25 protein-coding genes and 1 other annotated feature are annotated in these 19,092 nt (G+C 33.0%); of the genes, 3 read left to right on the plus strand and 22 right to left on the minus strand.

Features of this window, described 5'->3' with window-relative positions; all coding sequences use genetic code 11:
• Positions 1–32 precede the first annotated feature (32 nt).
• The 5 genes from E3U55_RS15950 to E3U55_RS15965 form a co-directional block, all read right to left on the minus strand.
• Positions 33–650, minus strand: a complete 618-nt coding sequence (locus tag E3U55_RS15950) for a class I SAM-dependent methyltransferase (RefSeq protein WP_134341483.1) — start codon at positions 648–650, stop codon at positions 33–35.
• Between the two features lie 3 nt (positions 651–653).
• Entirely contained in the window at positions 654–1,016 is a 363-nt protein-coding gene (locus E3U55_RS15955; protein WP_267195395.1) for a GNAT family N-acetyltransferase, read from the minus strand.
• Entirely contained in the window at positions 985–1,218 is a 234-nt protein-coding gene (locus E3U55_RS17765; RefSeq protein WP_228547599.1) for a hypothetical protein, read from the minus strand. The genes E3U55_RS15955 and E3U55_RS17765 overlap by 32 nt, the downstream gene beginning before the upstream one ends.
• A gap of 102 nt (positions 1,219–1,320) precedes the next feature.
• Positions 1,321–1,734, minus strand: a complete 414-nt coding sequence (locus E3U55_RS15960) for a DUF3021 domain-containing protein (RefSeq protein WP_134341484.1) — start codon at positions 1,732–1,734, stop codon at positions 1,321–1,323.
• A complete protein-coding gene (locus E3U55_RS15965) occupies positions 1,734–2,183 on the minus strand; it encodes a LytTR family DNA-binding domain-containing protein (RefSeq protein ID WP_134341485.1) in 450 nt (149 codons plus the stop codon). Before E3U55_RS15965 ends, E3U55_RS15960 begins: the two co-directional genes overlap by 1 nt.
• A gap of 194 nt (positions 2,184–2,377) precedes the next feature.
• Here E3U55_RS15965 and E3U55_RS15970 point away from each other — a divergent pair, with 194 nt between their 5' ends.
• A complete protein-coding gene (locus E3U55_RS15970) occupies positions 2,378–3,604 on the plus strand; it encodes a mechanosensitive ion channel (protein ID WP_134341486.1) in 1,227 nt (408 codons plus the stop codon).
• Positions 3,605–3,945: 341 nt separating this feature from the next.
• Positions 3,946–4,566 (plus strand): hypothetical protein, encoded by a 621-nt coding sequence (locus E3U55_RS15975; RefSeq protein ID WP_134341487.1) that lies wholly within the window; start codon positions 3,946–3,948, stop codon positions 4,564–4,566.
• 50 nt (positions 4,567–4,616) lie between these two features.
• On the opposite strand, the gene E3U55_RS15980 is transcribed toward E3U55_RS15975, so the two are convergent.
• The 10 genes from E3U55_RS15980 to E3U55_RS16025 form a co-directional block, all read right to left on the minus strand.
• On the minus strand, positions 4,617–5,585 hold the full coding sequence (locus E3U55_RS15980; protein ID WP_134341488.1) for a tetratricopeptide repeat protein: 969 nt from the start codon (positions 5,583–5,585) through the stop codon (positions 4,617–4,619).
• Between the two features lie 340 nt (positions 5,586–5,925).
• The gene (locus E3U55_RS15985; RefSeq protein ID WP_134341489.1) at positions 5,926–6,360 is read right to left on the minus strand and encodes an SRPBCC domain-containing protein; all 435 of its coding nucleotides are present in this window, start codon (positions 6,358–6,360) and stop codon (positions 5,926–5,928) included.
• An 87-nt stretch (positions 6,361–6,447) separates the two neighbouring features.
• Positions 6,448–7,914, minus strand: coding sequence for a L,D-transpeptidase (locus tag E3U55_RS15990; protein ID WP_134341490.1), 1,467 nt, complete (start codon positions 7,912–7,914; stop codon positions 6,448–6,450).
• Positions 7,915–8,027: 113 nt separating this feature from the next.
• On the minus strand, positions 8,028–9,548 hold the full coding sequence (locus E3U55_RS15995; protein ID WP_134341491.1) for an AbgT family transporter: 1,521 nt from the start codon (positions 9,546–9,548) through the stop codon (positions 8,028–8,030).
• Positions 9,549–9,848: 300 nt separating this feature from the next.
• Entirely contained in the window at positions 9,849–10,328 is a 480-nt protein-coding gene (locus E3U55_RS16000; RefSeq protein WP_134341492.1) for a hypothetical protein, read from the minus strand.
• A 166-nt stretch (positions 10,329–10,494) separates the two neighbouring features.
• Positions 10,495–10,842: a hypothetical protein gene (locus tag E3U55_RS17600; protein WP_134341493.1), complete on the minus strand. Its 348-nt coding sequence runs from the start codon at positions 10,840–10,842 to the stop codon at positions 10,495–10,497.
• A gap of 179 nt (positions 10,843–11,021) precedes the next feature.
• Positions 11,022–11,294: a YciI family protein gene (locus E3U55_RS16010; protein WP_194840958.1), complete on the minus strand. Its 273-nt coding sequence runs from the start codon at positions 11,292–11,294 to the stop codon at positions 11,022–11,024.
• A 4-nt stretch (positions 11,295–11,298) separates the two neighbouring features.
• A complete protein-coding gene (locus tag E3U55_RS16015) occupies positions 11,299–11,913 on the minus strand; it encodes a YIP1 family protein (protein WP_134341495.1) in 615 nt (204 codons plus the stop codon).
• Between the two features lie 259 nt (positions 11,914–12,172).
• Positions 12,173–12,634, minus strand: coding sequence for a DinB family protein (locus tag E3U55_RS16020; protein WP_134341496.1), 462 nt, complete (start codon positions 12,632–12,634; stop codon positions 12,173–12,175).
• A gap of 150 nt (positions 12,635–12,784) precedes the next feature.
• Positions 12,785–13,405, minus strand: coding sequence for a flavin reductase family protein (locus E3U55_RS16025; RefSeq protein WP_134341497.1), 621 nt, complete (start codon positions 13,403–13,405; stop codon positions 12,785–12,787).
• Between the two features lie 91 nt (positions 13,406–13,496).
• Here E3U55_RS16025 and E3U55_RS16030 point away from each other — a divergent pair, with 91 nt between their 5' ends.
• The gene (locus tag E3U55_RS16030; RefSeq protein ID WP_134341498.1) at positions 13,497–14,183 is read left to right on the plus strand and encodes an ArsR/SmtB family transcription factor; all 687 of its coding nucleotides are present in this window, start codon (positions 13,497–13,499) and stop codon (positions 14,181–14,183) included.
• A 105-nt stretch (positions 14,184–14,288) separates the two neighbouring features.
• Here E3U55_RS16030 and E3U55_RS17480 read toward each other — a convergent pair whose 3' ends face one another.
• The 7 genes from E3U55_RS17480 to E3U55_RS16060 form a co-directional block, all read right to left on the minus strand.
• Positions 14,289–14,459 (minus strand): hypothetical protein, encoded by a 171-nt coding sequence (locus tag E3U55_RS17480; RefSeq protein ID WP_153801972.1) that lies wholly within the window; start codon positions 14,457–14,459, stop codon positions 14,289–14,291.
• Between the two features lie 96 nt (positions 14,460–14,555).
• Positions 14,556–14,954: a hypothetical protein gene (locus E3U55_RS16035; RefSeq protein WP_134341499.1), complete on the minus strand. Its 399-nt coding sequence runs from the start codon at positions 14,952–14,954 to the stop codon at positions 14,556–14,558.
• Positions 14,955–15,024: 70 nt separating this feature from the next.
• On the minus strand, positions 15,025–15,252 hold the full coding sequence (locus E3U55_RS16040; RefSeq protein WP_134341500.1) for a hypothetical protein: 228 nt from the start codon (positions 15,250–15,252) through the stop codon (positions 15,025–15,027).
• Between the two features lie 100 nt (positions 15,253–15,352).
• Positions 15,353–16,135: a class I SAM-dependent methyltransferase gene (locus E3U55_RS16045; RefSeq protein WP_134341501.1), complete on the minus strand. Its 783-nt coding sequence runs from the start codon at positions 16,133–16,135 to the stop codon at positions 15,353–15,355.
• A gap of 188 nt (positions 16,136–16,323) precedes the next feature.
• Complete coding sequence (locus E3U55_RS16050; RefSeq protein WP_134341502.1) at positions 16,324–17,595, minus strand: MFS transporter; 1,272 nt, start codon at positions 17,593–17,595, stop codon at positions 16,324–16,326.
• Positions 17,596–17,689: 94 nt separating this feature from the next.
• Positions 17,690–17,954: a binding site (T-box leader), on the minus strand.
• Positions 17,955–18,102: 148 nt separating this feature from the next.
• The gene (locus tag E3U55_RS16055) at positions 18,103–18,522 is read right to left on the minus strand and encodes a flavoprotein (RefSeq protein ID WP_134341503.1); all 420 of its coding nucleotides are present in this window, start codon (positions 18,520–18,522) and stop codon (positions 18,103–18,105) included.
• Positions 18,523–18,562: 40 nt separating this feature from the next.
• The coding region (locus E3U55_RS16060) for an HAD family hydrolase (RefSeq protein ID WP_134341504.1) at positions 18,563–19,092 on the minus strand (530 nt) is incomplete at its 5' end.

Raw genomic sequence — 19,092 nt, forward strand, 5'->3', positions numbered from 1 at the left:
TGACATATTACTTTATTCACTACCTTAAGCTATTAATTAACCTTATTAGGTTTCGCCCAAACTAAGCTTATGATATCTAACCAATAACCTTCAACTTTATTAATCTGCAGATTAGACATTTCTATTAACTTCAAAATATCCCGATCACAATGACAGCCTGATATTCTTCTAAATACGGGATCAATTACTTTTTGAGTTACCGAGAGAAAGCTATTTGAACTAAGCCCGTGCTCCATTAATAAAATCGTTCCACCCTCTTTACACCAGTCATTGAAATGATTCAAAACATCTATTGGATTAGGATAGCTACATAATGATAGTGTCGATACGATACATTCAAATGAATCCCTCTCAAAATGTAATTTTTCAACATCTTCTTGGATAAAATTTGCATTCAATTGATAGTGTTCAGCGGTTTGTTTAGCACTTTTCAACATTTCCGAGCTGAAATCTACAGCAGTTATATGTACGTTCTCTTGATCATAATGGGGAAAATTGGCTCCTACTCCCACTCCAACTTCTAACACTTTTCCTTGAACGTTATTTTCAATTAGCTGTTTTCTCCATTGAGCCAAAGTTGGGTTACAACGATGTTTTTCATACATGTTCACATGGTTATCGTATTTTTTAACTAACTTTTCTTTTTTCAACTTCTACCCCTCCTTTGTGGAGTTAGTTTCAATCAATTCTTTTCGACTACTTCTCAACACGGTAATGAATCCATCTAATATTTGATGGCTTTCATTGAACCCTTTTCGCTTATAAAAATTTAGCCCTGCTTCATTGCCATTTGAAACATAGATAAAATAGTCTTCTATATCTTCATATTGTTTTAACCATTGAACGGACAGGTCAAAAAGTTTGGAGCCCACGCCATATTTACGATACTCATCTTTTATGTAAAATTGTGATAAACAGCCTACGTTTTTTCTTTTGACCGAATTCATATCGAAAAAGGTAGCAAACTTGGTATCATAAGCTTCTTTAGGAGAGACATTGGCATACACATAGCCCACTAACTCTTCTCCATCTTTCACTACTACAATAATTTTCCTCTGCATCTTCAATTGAGGGCAGCATACGCGATTCAAAGTTCATAGAATCAAAAAGTTCAGGTTTAATGTGGGCAATCGACTTCTGATAAGCCATTAGTTCATTACAAAGATCTTTACAATATTCTGTTTGATCCTCTGAAATCACTTGATAACTTAATTCCATTATATTCCTCCTATGTATCTTTATTATTCCAAAACATTACTAATATAGCAAAATAAAATCCACTAAATAGAGAGAAACTATCTAGTGGATTTTTTATAAATACTAATTATTTTTACTTACTGTGCGGTTCATTTCTTTTTCCAGCTTTAGAAAGTACATTCTTGTACCTAACCAAAACATCGCATAACTCACTACAAATAGAGTAATAGCAATTAGTAATGGTACAACTCCCATCGGTACCCACCCTAGATAAAACGCAATAGGCAGCCAAATTGATATTGATACTAAAAAGTGAATCGTTGTTTGTTTCAATGGACTCCAAGTTTCTTTTTCAAAAATAAGTGAAGCTACACCAAAATAAACTCCTACTAGCATACTTCCCAACATGTTTTCCCATATGGTTGCAACGGTTTGTTCACTCCCAGTCATCATCATAATGGTTAAAGCAATAAACGTAACTATCGCAGCAAAACCTAAACCTATAAAACTTCTTTTTAAAGCTTCATTAATCATCATTATTTACCTCCTATTATTAACTTTTGCTTGATTTCACTAACATATTTTCTTGAAACATACTCTTTCTCTCCAGACTGAAAGAACACGCATAAATTGCCATTAAAAGCTAATTCAAAATGTTTAATTTGATCTAAATTACCAATAACAGATTTTGAGAATCGTGTGAAATGATGTGCTGCCAACATATCTTCTAATTCATATAATTTCATATTAAGCTCGATTGATTGTCTGTGAATCACAGCATAGACCTTTCGATTTTGAGCATAGATGAATTCAACGTCATCAGGAGAAAGCAGTATAGATTTCTCTTCTTCTATTCCTACTATTCTTTTATTAGTCTTTTGATTAAGACTGTTAACTAGATTTTGAAGTTCTTCAGTCCATTCTTTAGCGTGAATCGTAATAAAAGTTTCTTCATAATTATGATCAATATCGATATTGACTTTCATGTGTCCCCCTCCTCACCAATTACTATATCGGCAATATTGTATTTTTACATAAATGATTGAACAACTTGCATGATTTCGCACATGAATTAACTTAGTTAGTGAATGAGATGTATGAAATTTTGTAACATATGTTTAACATTTGTAAAACTAGGTTAATGGTTTTATATAAATCAAATTATAAAGGAGATGATTAAATGAGCGACTTAGGTTCATCATTTGAACGTATGTTAAGTGACTTAATTCAAGCGATACCTAATGTGATTGCTGCACTGTTACTTTTACTTCTAGCTTGGATTGTCGCTGTCATTGTTAAAAATGTCGTACAAAAAGGATTCGTCAAACTAGGTGCACATAAGGGTTTAGGTAAAACATCTTTTGTCAGAGACGAAAAACACGGCGAAAGCATTCTTCATAGTATTGGGAAAATATTTTATTTCTTAGTTTTTATATTATTTATCCCTGCTATCTTAGATGCTTTAAGCATGGATTCAGTATCTGAGCCAATCACCAATATGATGGATAAGCTTCTTGGATTTATCCCTAACATCATTGCTGCTGCCATCATTTTAACGATTGGGATCTTCATCGCTAAACTCATCAAAGACCTTTTCGAAAAATTCTTCAAGAGTCTAAATTTAGATAAATGGTTTAACAAAGTTAGCCCAAGCAATACAGGTGGAACTGAAGCACAATCAACTCTATCAAATGTATTAGCCAATATCATTTTCATAATCATATTAATTCCAGTAATTACAATAGCACTCGAAGCACTAAATATCGATACTATTTCTGAACCAATTCAAGATGTACTAAACGATGTACTCATGATGATTCCAAACATATTTGTGGCGATTATTCTAGTCATTGTTGGTTACTATCTAGCAAAACTACTAGGTAATTTACTAACTAGTCTATTAGAAGGAACTGGAATAAACAAAATCTATTCATCATTCGGTGTAGAAGACGAAACAAAAAACCCTCCATTCGATTTAGCAAAAGCTCTAGGAACAATCACTAAAATTCTAATCATTCTATTCTTTACAGTTGAAGCTCTAAACGTACTAGAACTAGAAGTATTAAATACAATCGGAAATGCGTTAATTTCATATCTACCGTTCTTATTAAGTGCTTTACTAATACTTGGAGCAGGATTATATCTAGCAAACCTTCTTAACAATTGGATTAGAAAATATACTAATAGCCCATTATCTGCAGAAATTGTAAAGTATGTTGTTATTGTCTTTGCAGTATTTATGACACTAGATCAATTACAATTTGCTAAAACAATTGTCAATCTAGCATTCTTACTCATTCTTGGTGGATTGATGGTTGCCTTTGCCATTTCATTCGGTATAGGTGGTCGCGACTTTGCAAAAAATCAACTAGAAAAACTAGAAGAAAAGTTAAACCGAAAAGAATAATTATTACTCGAAACGAGCAGCTGGTAAATAGCAGTTGCTCGTTTTCTCTTTCTAATAAGTAATATCACTATCAGCCGCCAGACCTAGAGTCAATCAGACATTATGCTGATATGAAATCAGTCATATAATGGATGTGAAATATATCATAAGTAGTATTATTTAAGTTAGACATAAATAATACATGTGTATATGGCGATTGGAATTATTTTTCAATGAAATTTTTGTGAATTATGTAAGAAAAAAGTTTCGAGTTCCTAAACTTTTATATTGACAATTTATTTCGGGAGGCGTTATAATTTCAATCGGAGTCAAAAATTTCAAAACATTAAGGAGGGGGTTTCATGCGTTATTTAGTAGTTCTACTTGCTTCGTTAATGCTGATCTTAACAGCGTGTGGCGGCAGCAATACAGACGATACTGAAAATAACAACAATGGAACAGAAGAAAAAGAGAATAACGAAGAGAAAGAAAATAACGAAGAGACTGAAGACACAGAAGGCTCTGAGGAAACTGCTAATCCAGAGGAATTAGTAGTTGAGAAGTTGAATGAATATGGTGAGGTTATGCAACAATTCCAAGACGAACATGTAGATGGTTCTACCGTTAAAGATATGGAAACTGTTGAAGACGTTGCTAACTACTTTTTAGAGAACGCACCAGTAACTGAGAAATATGCAAACCAAATTACAGGTAAAATCGTTGAAGCTGGTGACGAAGGATTAACATGGGTTGAATCTGATTTCGAACTTGTACCAGGAGATCATGAATTCCGTGTTTATTCTGTATTTGATGATAACTATCTAATTAACTACACGATTAAAGGTGATGCAACGGAAAACCGTGGTCACTATACTTACAATGTAATTGAAAAAGATGGCGAATGGCTATTAAATGAAGTTCAATTCGGTTATCTTGATGGGGAATTCCCTAAAGAAGAAGAATCTGAAGAAGGTTCTGAATAGTAATAAACTAAGCCTTGAATCTATTAATAGATTCAAGGCTTTTTAGATATTTAATAACCTATTATTTCTCTAAAACGTTCATTCTCCTTTAAATCATAGAAAGCTTGATCCTCCAAGGCCCATTCGTTATAAGTACCATCCATCGAAATGGATTTTTCTAACAGATTAAGTGATTCCTCCACTTTATTGAACTTAATCAATACTCGACTTTTTCCATAATAACCTGAAGCCTGTTCCGGAAATTTCGTTATAACTTTATCATATACAGCTAACGATTCTTCAAATTTACCTAAATCATATAAAACATCGGCTTTATATGTGTACGCATCAATATCTGAGCCATCTATTTCTATAATTTGATTAAGTAATGAGACAGCTTTATTGAGTTCCCCCAAATAATCATGACTTGAAACTAAGTACCACAGTCCATCAACATCTTCTGGGAAGTACATCATATAATCATAGAATTGAGATAATGCTCCTTCAAAATCTTCTGTATAATAAAGTGCTACCCCTTTTCCATAAATAGCCCAAGGATTTTCAGGGTTAAATGCAATGGCTTCATTATAATACGTTAATGCCTCTTCATCCCTATCTACTGCTACTAATGCATTTCCCATATTCACAAAATCTGCATCATCATTAGGTTCTACTTCTAAAGCTTTTCTCGCATATTCAATTGCCTCTTCAAATCTGCCTAAATTGTGAAGTGCCCATGATTTATTATTTAATGCAGAATCAAATTTAGGATCTTCCTTTAAAGCGATATTTAATGACTTTAAAGCTTCTTTGTTTTGACCAATCTCAGTTAAAATATAACCTTTCTCTGCATGAAGTTCATAATCTTTAGGATATTTCTCAATACGTTCTTCTATGTAACTTAATGCAGCTTCAAATTCCCCTTTTGCATAAAAAGCTTCAACCTTTTCAGTATCTACAAAATAATCCTTTGGCATAAGTGTAGTTGGGCTACATCCAACCAATAAAAATAGTAAACTAAATAATATGACCTTTTTCAATTTTAATAACCTCGTCTCTCTAGTATGTAGTTATCTTACAATATATTTATCGGTAAGTTTTGGTCGTTTATATAGAAAGTTGTATTTTCTTTTGATAAACATAATAAAACCAGTTAGAGAATTCTTCTCACTAACTGGTGCTAAAATTATTACCTTATAAAATTTTATCTTATTTTCAGCCTTTCTTCTACAAATAATTTATGGCTTCCTTCACATATTTATCCAAATCACTAGGGTGCGTAGTGATACCCTTCTCGCTGGTCATTCTGTAATTTGTTCATTGAATCTTTCATAAAACTGCTCAAATTCGTTCCCTCACAAACCTCCCCCTTTTATTAGATTATGATGAATTTTTTTTACTCCAACTGAAAATGGGTTGACCACTCTCTATTAATGTTTTCATTTCAGACAAAACAATAGGCCAGAACTTGTACGCTCGTCCCATTAACTTATCATGTGTTAAAGTTAACTTCACCACATCTTCATTCTCCACTTTCTCCAGTTCATAAGTAATTATCGAAGGTGCAAGTTCATCTCCAACATCGTTCCAACTATACTTTAGCTTTCCATAGGGGTTAGACTCTAGTATTTCACCCTTTCCATCTAATTCACCATTGTTCTTCCTAAATTCTACAATTGAACCTTCCTTCCAATCAGAGTGAGCCCCTAGTGTCACAAAGTACTTTTTCGTATCTTCAGTACTTGTTAAGGCTTTCCAAAGTCGTTCTAAGGATGTCGCGATAAAGATTTCATATACATACGGTTGATCTTCCACCCTTTAACACCTACATTTTATATATTTTTCCGTGTTTAGTGTATACTGTGCTTTTATTTTTGTCTAATTATTCTGAATATTTTTAACCTAACTTGCCCAATTAAATACTTCCGTCGTAGATTGAATGTTTTTTATAATGTTAGACGGAATTAGATCATCAATGTTGGAAATTTGTCTATATTCTTTTTGCTCTTCTTCGTAATTAGTGATGGTTACTTCTCCACCTTTTGGTATAAAATCAAATACTTCTAAAATATCCTGATTGGTTAGTCGAATACACCCTAACGATTGCTGCTCTGTAATCGGTACATTTTCAGAACTTCCGTGAATCGCCAATTCTTCTCCAATTCCAATTCCTGCTACCCCGTAGGCATTTGGCTCTTGACCTTTAGGATTTATGACTCTATTGATGATTTGATAACGCCCCTCTGGTGTAAGGTCTCCTCTTCCAGAACCTATTTTCTTTTGCTTAATTAAATATGGATCACTATGAACCTTCAATAGATGACTTGCTTTATTAATAGAGACTTTCACTTCATTGAATGGGATAACTCTTTTATCAGAGGTATTGGGGTAAAACATTTCACTAATAGTATTAGACTGCTTATTAAATACCCAACCACCATTTCCATTCCACTCTGTATATACTTGGTTAGATTGACTTAGTATTTCATTAGGTATAAAACTTAAATAGTTATTTGGATAATCTTGCACAAGTTCTATAATGTCCTCAGGGGCCGCACCATTATCTTCTATATAACTCATTAACGCAGTTCTTACAAGATTGACAGCAACATAATTTAATGCAAAGTTCTGATCTAAATATTTTCTGTTTGGTAGATAACGAATTCTTACAGCGTCATCAATAGAAGAATTATATTCTGCTAACACGAACGCGTTATCAATCTGCTTTTGCTGTTCAAGCGCATTGACTTCATTGTGTAATTTCTTATCAGAAGTTATTATGCCATATAAAAATACAGTCTGACTTGGATACTCTTCACTAAGGTCCATCACTGCCTTATGTAACTGAGCTTCAACTTCCTCCATATCGATGGCAGGTTCAAAACTAAAAACAAACGGAATAATGTCATTATCATAAATCACTTCTGTGTCATGATTAAGATCTTGAAATGAAGAGATGGCTCGGCTAACAGGTTCAAACCCTAACAGAAATCCTAATACACAAACAAAAAGTAACAAAACTAACACAGCTGTAGCTTTAGCATAGGCCGGAATTCGTTTTTGCTTGATTGGGCTTGTATTTATTGGTTTTATATTGTTTAACTCATCTTCAATACTGTTTATAGCTTTTTTAGATTTAGCATAATAGGGAGAATGGAAATATTGAGCGGATTTTTGATAATGGTTTAGTGCTTTTGCAAAATAACCTTCTTCTTCATATTTCTTTCCAAGATGATAGTGTAGTTCGGGTGTGGATTGATTGGAATAACGATAAAGCTTATCGTAATAATTTGGATCATCCTTAGATACATATAAGTTTCTATTCAGTTTCTCTAAATGTTTCTTCAAATAACTATCATATTGATTCAAATCTATCCCCCCTAAACATACCTATTAACATTTGTATTTTTAAGAGAGAAAAATATAACTATTAAATATAAAAAAACTCTAGTGAAGAAATGCCTTCACTAGAGATAGATTGATTAATTACTATAAAAAATTGGAGATCCTGGCCCTAATTCAATTCCAAATAGCATCCAAACAATTAACATTGCTGTCCAAAATACCATGAACGCGATTGAATATGGGAACATAACCGAAATTAACGTACCAATACCCATTTTCTTATCATATTTCTGTGCGAATGCAATAATAATCGCAAAGTATGGCATTAATGGCGTAATAATGTTTGTTGATGAATCGGCAATTCGATATGCCATTTGAGTGAATTCTGGCGAGAAGCCCATGCCCATCATGATCGGGACAAAAACTGGTGCTAACATTGCCCATTTAGCAGAGGCACTACCGATAAATAGGTTGATAAATCCAACCACTAAAATAAATGCAATGACTAGTGGAATCCCACCAAATTCAATAGCTTGCAAGAATTCAGCACCGAATACACCTAAAACAAGACCCATGTTTGTTTCATTAAAGTAAGCTACGAATTGACCTGCTGTGAAAGCTAGTACAATAAACATACCCATTGAAGCCATAGTATCTGATAATTGATCAGCTACGTCTTTATCATTTTTAATGCTCTTCGTTGCAATTCCATAAAACAGTCCAGGTATGAAGAACAATAGCAAAATAATCGGTACTAATGATGACATAAATGGTGATTGAATAATTTGTCCTTCATCACCACGTAATGGTGCGCCACTTGGTACAATTAATAACGCCGTACCAATAACCGAGATAATTAATGAAATTGTAGCCCATCTTAAACCTTTTTTCTCAGATGCATCTAATCCATCTAAATCTTCACGATAATCACCTTTGTATTCACCTAAACGCGGTTCAACAATCTTTTCAGTTACCCACGCTCCTACGAATGTTAGTAAGAAAACAGATGCGATAATGAACCAATAGTTCATTGCGATATTCATCGTTTCAGCGTAACCAGCATCTAATACCGCTGCAATCGTTAATTCACCTAACATTGCATCAGTTGCTGACAGGAATAAGTTTGCACTAAACCCTGCTGATACACCTGCGAATGCTGCTGCTAAACCAGCTAGAGGATGTCGACCTAATCCAGCGAAAATAACAGCACCTAATGGTGGTAGTACTACATAACCAGCATCTGAAGCCACACTAGACATGATACCAGCAAAAACTAAACCTGCAGTAATTAAGCGATTAGGTACAATTTGAACAAAACCACGTAAACCTGCACTGATTAGGCCTGTCCGCTCAGCAACACCTATACCTAACATTGTTGCTAATACAACTCCTAAAGGGGCGAACCCTATGAAGTTATCAACCATATTCTCAAATATATAACGTATTCCTTCTTTACTTAAGAGGCTTTTAACCTCAACCATTTTCCCTTCTTCACCGGGGTGTTCTACACTTACTCCAGTCATTGAAACAATAGCTGATATAACTATAACTGCTAAAGCTAATATTGCGAATAATGTAACTGGGTGTGGGAGCTTGTTGCCTGCTCGTTCGATGAAGTCAAGAAAACGTTGAAAAATTCCACGACGTTGTTTCTCCATGTTTTCAATCTCCTTTCTACTCCCCATTTTTCTGAAAAATTAATCAATTGTTGATTGAGTAACGCATATCATTATAAGGGCAATCAGAGATATTTTGAATAGACTTTCAAATACACGAACTAGGAAAATAATTAATAACTTTGGGATTAATTTAAAATATAAAAAAACTGTGACTTATTACAAAATAGTTAAGTCACAGTTACGGGATCCGTTAATTGCAATTCACACTAAATTAATATTGAGATTACTTCAAAAAAGGGCCTTAGAATTTTCCTAAGCCCTTTGAGCGTGGAAATTCAATTATTCAATTTTATAATCTACAATCCATTGAGAATATGGAAAATATTTAATCACGAAATAACGACCTTCTGCTTCTTCTTCTGATACGTTTGGGACAGGAGTTAAAGGAAGTCTAACTCCCTCAACAGTGACAAAAAAAGATTCACCTGTTTTTCCAGAGGGTGGGAAATATTCAACCTCAGAAGGAACCCCCTCCAGAGTGCTATAATTTTTAGTTATGTAATTGAGGAAATCCACCCAAAAAAAATGGCTCATGATAAGTACAGCTACTCCTATTCCACCAAAAATAATTCTCATAGGTAGCCCGTTTTTCCCTCGAAAACCTTTCCAACCTTTATTAACAAAAATACTAAAAGAAACCAATGAAAAACCTGAAATTGTACCAGATGCCATGATGAAAATAAAACTGTGTATATATTCTGAGAAATAAATTGGGATGAATGCTAAAATACCCATACCGAGCAATATATAATAAAACATTTATTATTCACCTCTCTTTTAGTATGGCAAATCTATATCTATACATCCCTCTTCCATTAAACTGTCCTGTTAGCTAAATATAATATTCTAACTATTTTTAAGACAAATAAAAAGGCAACCAATTAATGATCGCCTTGTTCAAATCCCGTTAGCACAATAAAACTATTTATTGTTGAAAATGTTGAATTTGATTATATCCAGCAATTATAGCTCCAATCAACCACAAGGTTAAAAAAATAATGATTAAAACTTCTTTCCATATTTCCTTCCATACCCTTTTTATAGTGAGTTCCTCTTTTTCTCCCACAATGCTTTCAACTTTTTGAAACGGAGTTCTTAATAGAATGCTCATTAAAAATAAAAAGATATTTTTAAACCTCTTGTTGTGGGAAATCATTGAAATTTTATACAAAGAATAAAATATAACAAATGTAACGACGAACAAATAAGCACAAATCGTTATAACCATTCGAAATTGCACACCAGTAACATCCGTAGCTTCGGTAAAAAACATTAGCTTTCTTCTCCGTTTCATTCTTGTTGTTATAACTTAATGCTACTTATTCGTAGCCATTACAAAATATCATTTCCGAATCACTAAGCAGTATGCCTCAGTAACTTATAGTTTAATATGATAAAAATCGGTCACATTTATTGAACAAGCGCCACCCGTTAGCTCAAAAATACCTTATTCTACTCGATTAAATTTTCTATTGTTTGAGATATATCCATTAACCAATTATTATTCTCATTTGCTTCAATTAACTCATTCACTTCATATGTAGCATAATAGCCCTCATCAATAAATGGATCGGATTTAACAAGTTTTTTTGCTTCATCTATCGTTTCACAAATTAATATTTGCATAGCTGTATCATTATCTTTAAAAGGTCCACAAATTAAGAGTTTTTCATGTTCTGTAAGGTTTTGTAAATGTTTTACGTGACTGCTTAATAAATATCTCAATGATCTAAAAATTAAAGTGTATAAATAAGTAAGTATTAAATAATAAGAAGATAATAGCTATTAACCAATAAAAAATCTTTGGAGGTTCATTTGTTGATATCACTTTTAATCCATTTACTACCAACATGACTTGCCATAGGGTCACTATTATATATGTAATAAGTATCGATTGGTAAAACCAATCATTAATAGATCCACCGTCTGATATTCTAGGTAAAAAAACGTAAATAGTGACATTAATTATACTCAATGTGTAAATGTGAGTCATCATGGAGGCTATTTGTTTATAGGTAATTATTAAACGAAACAGCTTTGCCACCAAGAATGAAAACAAAGATATAATAAATATAAATATTAACAAATTAGTGATTACTTCCAATAAAAAGGTTCCAGTCCAATTAACTAACAAATACCAAGGCATAACTGTCACTGTTTCTCCAAAGATACTGTACTCAAATCTTTGTGTAAGTAAGACAAGTATAATTTCTATAACAATTATTAATATGATAAAAATTAACGGTTTTAATATAATTGGATCTTCTTTTATTTTAATGAATTGTGAAGTTGGCTTATAAAATATCCTCCATAAAGAAGGAGAATTTGTTTTATTATTTTTCAAATGAACAATCCTTTCACTTTCTTAATCATAAATTTTTATTAGGGCTATCACACAATCTTGGTTAATAATAAAAAATGTGTATTTGATGTTTTAAAAACGTGCTATTAGTTAAACAAAGTACCCTTTTAAGATACCTTCGTTTTTCCTCTATGAATGTTGTTAACCCACAAGACTTTTCTTGAGGAAACATTTTTTACCTTATTTTGATAACCTCCTGAACAACACCTTTTCTTTGGTTTTAGTAAAGATGAATATTAAGTTAATGTAACTTTCTTCCAATTAAGTTAGCAGAAACAGGTTTGAATTCTAATTCTCTTGACCAAATTGAAAGTTGACCGATATGATGAATTTCATGTGCAATTATATGGTGCAAAATATCATCAACTATATATTTTTCTTTATCCCAAGGAACAGCTACTAGCTCCTCTTTTACTTCATCGAGATCTGTTTTTAGAAATTCAGTTATTTCATTTTGGAATTTATCTGAGAGTGTTTTTAACTTTTTAGGTGTGTTATAATCTGCAAATTCAACTTTTATATCTTCTTTGCCTTGAATCCCACGAATCCAACTATATTCAACATCAATAATGTGAAAAAGAGTATATAAAATACTCCCTACTCCTCCTTGACGATTTTTTAACAACTCTTCAATTGTTAGTTGTCTACACCAGTCAAACCACTCATCCCTAACTTGCCAGTTGTACTCAAAAAATTTTAACAATGTACACACTCCTAGTATATTTAATATTAATAAATTCACTTTTACCCATCTCATTAATAAATTCGACAAAAAGAGCGTTTACCCTTCTTAGATCAACGCCCTTCTCAATTCCTGCCTATTTAAATTATATGATAGCTACTTATTTGATTATTAAGTCTCAGCTCTATAGGTTTTACCTAATTCGTTACCAAGACCGAAATAATGGCGAAAATTATATATAAGTGGACTCCATTTTTCTGGATCAATATGGTTCTCATTTAAAACTAAATTCTCATGAGCATGTACATGTTTAGCTTGAGTTTCAATAATACCAAAGTTGGGGTAATAATCTGGAATACGAATATCCATTACCTTCGCCTCGATTTGTATTGGACATTCTAATATTCGAGTTGGTTTTACTGATAAAGATTCTTCTGGGGTGAGTTGACTAGCGGTATATTTATCTTTTTCGTACGTAAAACCATTTGCAATCTTGTAATCTGGAACAGGATTTTTACCAGTAAAAGGTGCTAATTTCTCTACGTTTTGCCAAAGAGAAGGACTAGGTAAATTTATAACACATTCTGGATGGCTTTTAAGGTTCTCGATGGCTTTTCCACCTAACCCTAATCCCAGAACAATACAATTGCCTAACCCCCACGAAGATGATATTGGGCTAATATTCACACTCTCATCTTCATTTAATGTTGTGAGTAAAACTACAGGGGTGCCATAATAGAGAATTTTAGGTTTAACTAGCTTTGTTTTTAGTTTGTTACTTGAATTAATCATTGATAAATCCTCCTTTGTTGAATTAATTTGTATTGTATCACGTAGATATTTCCATTATTATCGAAGTATGAATGTTTTTGGAGGTAATTTTATGGATGTTAATCCGAATATGGCACTAGTAGCAGCCATAATAAGTGATAAAACAAGATCTAAGATGATTTTTATTATGCTAGATGGAAGATTCCATTCAGCAAGTGAGTTGGCTTATATGGCTGGAATCAAACCCCAAACAGCTACTTTTCATCTCAAAAAAATGACTGAAGCTCAAATTATCAAAGTTGAGAAGCAGGGTAGACACAAATATTTCGGAATAAAGGATCCAGGGGTTGCTAGTGTATTAGAAACTTTTTTGTCTATAGCCCCCCAATTTGAGGTTCGTTCATTAAAGAAATCACCTAGAGATAAAGCTCTACGCTCAGCGAGGACTTGTTATGATCATTTAGCAGGTAACCTTGGAGTAAAGTTAGTATCGGCATTAGAAAAAAAGGGGGTTCTAGTTAAAGAAAATGATAAATATGAAGTGACAAATGAAGGAATAGAATTTTTGGCTACATTACAAATAAACATTTACGAATTAAAAAAGAAACGGCGTTCATTTTCACATAAATGCTTAGACTGGAGTGAAAGGAAACATCATATGGGAGGAGCGCTAGGCAATGCTATATTTGAAAAAATATTAGAGTTTGGATGGATAAAACGACTCCCAAACACACGAGCTATTAAAATTACAACTTTAGGAGAAGAACACATACCTAAAATATTTAATATCGACTTATAGTTCCATGGCTGTTTCTCATTTGTTTAATATATTAGAAAAGGGAGCGTTAATACTTCTTGAATTAACGCCCCCATTTACTTTAAGAACAACTCTTCACAAATTATTTTACAATTTCGTCTTTGGGGTTGAGCCTGCTTTCCATATTGTTAATGCGATTGCAATAGTTGACAAGCTCCATAACAAGAACCCCCATTGCCCAGTAATAATTGAAATAATCAAGAACAACAATGGACTACCTATTAAAATAATTAATGATATTTTTTGATAACGATTCATGTAAAAACCCCCAGCACTGAAATATTAAATTGTAGAAATTATATTTTTTACATTTAGTTAGCTTTTCAACTCTTATCCCCGTTACTTTAATAACATTTAGTTTCCACTTAACCCTCTTACTAAAAGGATTCCTGATGCTATATTTATAACAACGTTTATTTCAGGCAAACTCAACATTTCGATATAAAATGGAGTCCCGACTCCAAACCACTGAACCCATTTAATTATGGGAATAAATCCGATAACTATTAATATAGCAGCTGGTGCTATCAACCAATTAATACGTATATTACCGATTAATACATCCTTTAGAGATCTCCATTCTATAAAGACTCCAAACAAAAATCCCCAAAGACTCATTTTAAGTAATACGAAGTATGGATTCTCACTCGCATTAAGATGGAGATTTACATACCAAAATGTATCATTCATAAGATAAAGTAATCCAACCATGCCGAAGAAAATAAAAATAAAGTATAATACCTTTTTATACAAAATATCACCCCTTAAAGCATATTCTTCTCACAACCTTATTCAACTATTGCCCCCAATTAGTTGAACAAAGTTATTCTTCAGACGTTCTTTCCTTCTTCATTTCATTTAATTCACTTATTTTTTCTAATACAATTTTTGTACAAGCAACAACTAACCCAGCGAGTAAAATCATTCCCATATAAATAGGGTGTAAATACGATTCGGCTACTCCATCACCGGGAAAATATCGATAGATTATAGGAAAAATCCAAAAAATCAGGATATAAAAGCTTACCATTGTCCCAACAATTAATCTCATTTAATAACCCCCCTATAAAATAAGCTCAACAGCCCATACATAGGCTCAAGAAGTGGACTTCCTTGTTAAACTAAAGCCCCCGTTAATGAAAAAATGTTTTTTAATCTACCTTTATCTTTATAGCTCTGGTAGCCATAAAGGTTTTGATATGCCTGTCTAATATTCTTGTTCCGCCAAAATCATCCTCATAAAATCCTGTCAAGACAAAACCAGCATCCATCTGACCTTGAATTTGGTCTTCTAGCGTGTGGGCGTATTCGATGGTTTGATTAGAATCAATGTAATCCTGCACTTCCTTCTCAGGTAAGTAATCCAATGTCGAAGAAGGAATGGAGTGTTTCACATCAAGTACCCCTTTTCTTTCTTGATTGTCATCAAAAATCCATAATAAAGGATTAGTGAAACCCACGATTAAAATACCTTTGTCTTTTAATACTCTAGATATCTCCTTATATACAAGAGGAACATCTTTTACAAACAAGTTTGAAACTGGATTGACGACCATATCAAAACTTTCATCATCAAAGTCCCTCAGATCGGACATATCACCTTGAACAGTTGTTAAAGCCAATCCTTCACGTTTAGCTACTTTTTCATCTTGTTCTAATTGCTTTTTAGAAATATCCGTAACCGTTACATTTGCTCCTGCCGCAGCCAGAACTGGCGCTTGTTGTCCTCCGCCTGATGCTAAACAAAGGATATGTAATCCCTCTAAGGAATTAGGAAACCAATTTCTTGGTACTGGTTTTACAGTGGTTACAGTGATTTCCCACTCACCAGATTTACTTTTTTCTATAACCTCACTACTTACAGATTTAGTGTATCTGGAACCTTCTTCTACCTTCTTATCCCATGCATTGCTATTTTGTTGTGTTGTATCCATTGCTTTCCCCCCTATATAAAGCTAGTTCTATTATCTACCTTTCTTCAACTATCCTGCCCCATTAGCTCAAGATCTTCTAAACCTATGTTAACATAATATTCCAATAATTTATTAGACAAAATTAAAAAGACGATTAATTTTGTTGACCGCCTTATAACTATTGCTCCCTATTTATGAAGAAGATTTTGTCATATTAAGTCTTCTACAAGAGTGTCCGTATCTGAAGAACTAACTTGATATAGTTCTCTTTTAGAAGGATATAAACTTACTATCAATAAGGTGAATGACAGTAACACCATTACTAATACACCAATAATTACTGTCATTTGAATTGAAATAACTTGAGCAGCAAGTCCCACAATACTTGTTACTATAATGATTAATATCGCTTCAATTAAACTATAAATACTTCCAACTCGTCCCATCATGTTAATAGGTATATTATTTTGGTAAAACGTGAGATACCCTGTATTGGCAAAGGAGATAAAAAATGCAAGAACAAAAAATCCTATCCCAGCAACAAGGAATGTGTTCGAGAAAGCATAAATAATATAACCGAATGAAACTAATACCGTGCCTAAGCCAATTAATAAAGAAATTGTTACCTTATGTACCAATAATGAATTTATAACAGCGCCTACCACGATCCCTGCGCCTGCAATGGATACCAATAATCCATACTTGCTATTCGACAATGATAAAACTTCTTTAGCAAAAGCTGCTTCAAGTGAATCAATAGCACTTGCCATTACAACCATCACAAAACTAAACAAGAAATAAACTAGCATGATATAAGTTTTTTTACGGCTGAAATTCACCACAACATCCCAATCTTTTCTTAATAGCTTGAATGAAAAACTTTGTCTTACTGAAGAAGTTGTAATCAATTTCTTTTCCAAATCAGGCATTAAACAGGTTATCAGTCCTGAAATAAATAATGCTATTGCATTTGTATAAATTGCAAAGGTTGGATTACCAATCAAAAACAATAATCCTGCAATAGCTGGACCAATAAAGAATGCTCCTGAAGTAACTAAGCTATGGAGTGAATTAAATCGTTTTCTTTCTTTTGCGGGTATCAGTTTTGTGATATAAGTCATAGAAGCTGGATCAAACATTGAACTTCCCATGTTTATGATAAACACAACTATATAAATTAGAAATATGGATGGCATGATAGGTAATAAAACTATAAATAAAGACCGTGCCATATCAAGAAAAATCATTAGTCTTCGTTTATTTAAACGATCAATAAGACTGCCAGCCCAGAAATTTGTAAATAAAGTAGCTAAGGGTTTAATAATATACAGTGCAGATACAGCAATTGGTGAGCCAGTCATATCCAATACGATTAAATTAAGAGCAATAAAGTAAATCCATTCCCCCACATTAGAGACACCAATACCTAGTAATAAAATTGATGGATATTTCCAAGATACGTTTTTGTTCTTTAAACTCATGTAATTCTCGCCTCCAATTATACTAATACATAGACTAGCTTTTCTGTTTAATTAATTTTGAACAACAAAAAAATCCCACCCCCAAGACCTATGCCTTGGGGGCGAGATTTAGAAATTTTATAATCGCGATGCCACCCCAGTTTGTTAATATGTCACCATATCAACCTCTTCAAGTACGGCAAAAAATTACTTTTGCTTATACTTTAGCTCTATAACAGGAGCTCCCGTCACGCCATCATTTTTAAATCCAACGTGATGCTCTGAGACTTGGTTCAATAAAATAACTCATGCTCCTTTTCAGCTACTGGAGCTCTCTGTTACGAATTAATTTCATCTACTCTTCTCTTCATAGCATTTGAATATTTAATTTTATATATCTTAACATCCGTAAATTAAAAACTCAATATATTATTAAACTAATTAACCGCCATAGTAGACAAGGAAACAAAGTTCTAATTCAACTATTGCCCCAGATTGTGTAAGTCTTGATTTAAAGATATACTCACGTTAGTTGAATTGTATTTTGTTCAAATTTTCACTAGGAACTCCTGTTTCTATGTAACTTCTTATTAATTTCCAATCACTATTTTCATTCTTTTTAAACGTTTGAAAAAATAAGCTTACTTCCTCTAACTTCTCTCCCCCAATCACTAATGTAGCAGACAAGATAGCCATAACTTCATTTTGTCGTAAAGGAACTATTGATACTTCATTTAAATCCCATTCATTCTCTTTTTCTTTTGCGAAATTAAACCCTTGTTCCCAGCCCATAATCGCCTCTTCATAACCAAAGTCTACTAACTCGCCATCTGAAATCTCTCTTGCTTTATAATCCTTGGATATTATACCTTTCAAATCTGTTAATGATGAGTTTCTCCAAACATCTAAATACCAATTAAGAAACTTACGAAATGAATTATTTTCCACAGACTAATTTGTTTACATACCTTCACGGTTGTTCACACCTTTAATTTTTTATCGCTTGTATGAATTCATGTATGTTACTAAACATTTGATCTGGTTGAACACCAAACTCTAATGCCTGATAATTTGGCAACCACTGTACTCCGATAGTATGTACGTTAGCTTGTTTACCAGCCAAAATGTCAGCGTCACTATCTCCTAAAAAAATAGCATCAGTGTTTTTTATGTTAAGCTGTGCCAATGCCTTGTTCAATCCTTCTGGATGAGGTTTTGGTATAGAAACATCATCACCAGTGATTATCACATCAAGTAAGTCTTTCATATTAAGGCAATCCAAAGAGATAAGCAAACTTCTGCTAGCTTTTCCTGTTACAATCCCCAATTTATAGCCTTCTCTTTTTAAAAACAGGAGTAATTTGTTAACCTCCTCACTCTCAAGAACAAGTTCTTGGTGTTTTTCACTATACTTCTCATAATATAATTCAATTGCTTTATCATAATTTGAATCCATAAGATTTTCTCTGATGATTCCGGTCTCAGATGGACCAAACATAGCCTTTATCTCATCTGGAG

Source organism: Filobacillus milosensis (assembly GCF_004402015.1).
Classification (GTDB): domain Bacteria; phylum Bacillota; class Bacilli; order Bacillales; family Alkalibacillaceae; genus Filobacillus; species Filobacillus milosensis.

What these genes read in the sequence shown, in the direction of transcription:
- E3U55_RS17600 (WP_134341493.1), bottom strand. Translation starts at nt 10,842, where the DNA reads ATGTTTTTTACCGAAGCTACGGATGTTACTGGTGTGCAATTTCGAATG.
- E3U55_RS15965 (WP_134341485.1), bottom strand. Translation starts at nt 2,183, where the DNA reads ATGAAAGTCAATATCGATATTGATCATAATTATGAAGAAACTTTTATT.
- E3U55_RS15960 (WP_134341484.1), bottom strand. Translation starts at nt 1,734, where the DNA reads ATGATGATTAATGAAGCTTTAAAAAGAAGTTTTATAGGTTTAGGTTTT.
- E3U55_RS16000 (WP_134341492.1), bottom strand. Translation starts at nt 10,328, where the DNA reads ATGTTTTATTATATATTGCTCGGTATGGGTATTTTAGCATTCATCCCA.
- E3U55_RS17765 (WP_228547599.1), bottom strand. Translation starts at nt 1,218, where the DNA reads ATGGAATTAAGTTATCAAGTGATTTCAGAGGATCAAACAGAATATTGT.
- E3U55_RS16050 (WP_134341502.1), bottom strand. Translation starts at nt 17,595, where the DNA reads ATGAGTTTAAAGAACAAAAACGTATCTTGGAAATATCCATCAATTTTA.
- E3U55_RS16030 (WP_134341498.1), top strand. Translation starts at nt 13,497, where the DNA reads ATGGATGTTAATCCGAATATGGCACTAGTAGCAGCCATAATAAGTGAT.
- E3U55_RS16025 (WP_134341497.1), bottom strand. Translation starts at nt 13,405, where the DNA reads ATGATTAATTCAAGTAACAAACTAAAAACAAAGCTAGTTAAACCTAAA.
- E3U55_RS17480 (WP_153801972.1), bottom strand. Translation starts at nt 14,459, where the DNA reads ATGAATCGTTATCAAAAAATATCATTAATTATTTTAATAGGTAGTCCA.
- E3U55_RS16045 (WP_134341501.1), bottom strand. Translation starts at nt 16,135, where the DNA reads ATGGATACAACACAACAAAATAGCAATGCATGGGATAAGAAGGTAGAA.
- E3U55_RS15975 (WP_134341487.1), top strand. Translation starts at nt 3,946, where the DNA reads ATGCGTTATTTAGTAGTTCTACTTGCTTCGTTAATGCTGATCTTAACA.
- E3U55_RS16040 (WP_134341500.1), bottom strand. Translation starts at nt 15,252, where the DNA reads ATGAGATTAATTGTTGGGACAATGGTAAGCTTTTATATCCTGATTTTT.
- E3U55_RS15995 (WP_134341491.1), bottom strand. Translation starts at nt 9,548, where the DNA reads ATGGAGAAACAACGTCGTGGAATTTTTCAACGTTTTCTTGACTTCATC.
- E3U55_RS15970 (WP_134341486.1), top strand. Translation starts at nt 2,378, where the DNA reads ATGAGCGACTTAGGTTCATCATTTGAACGTATGTTAAGTGACTTAATT.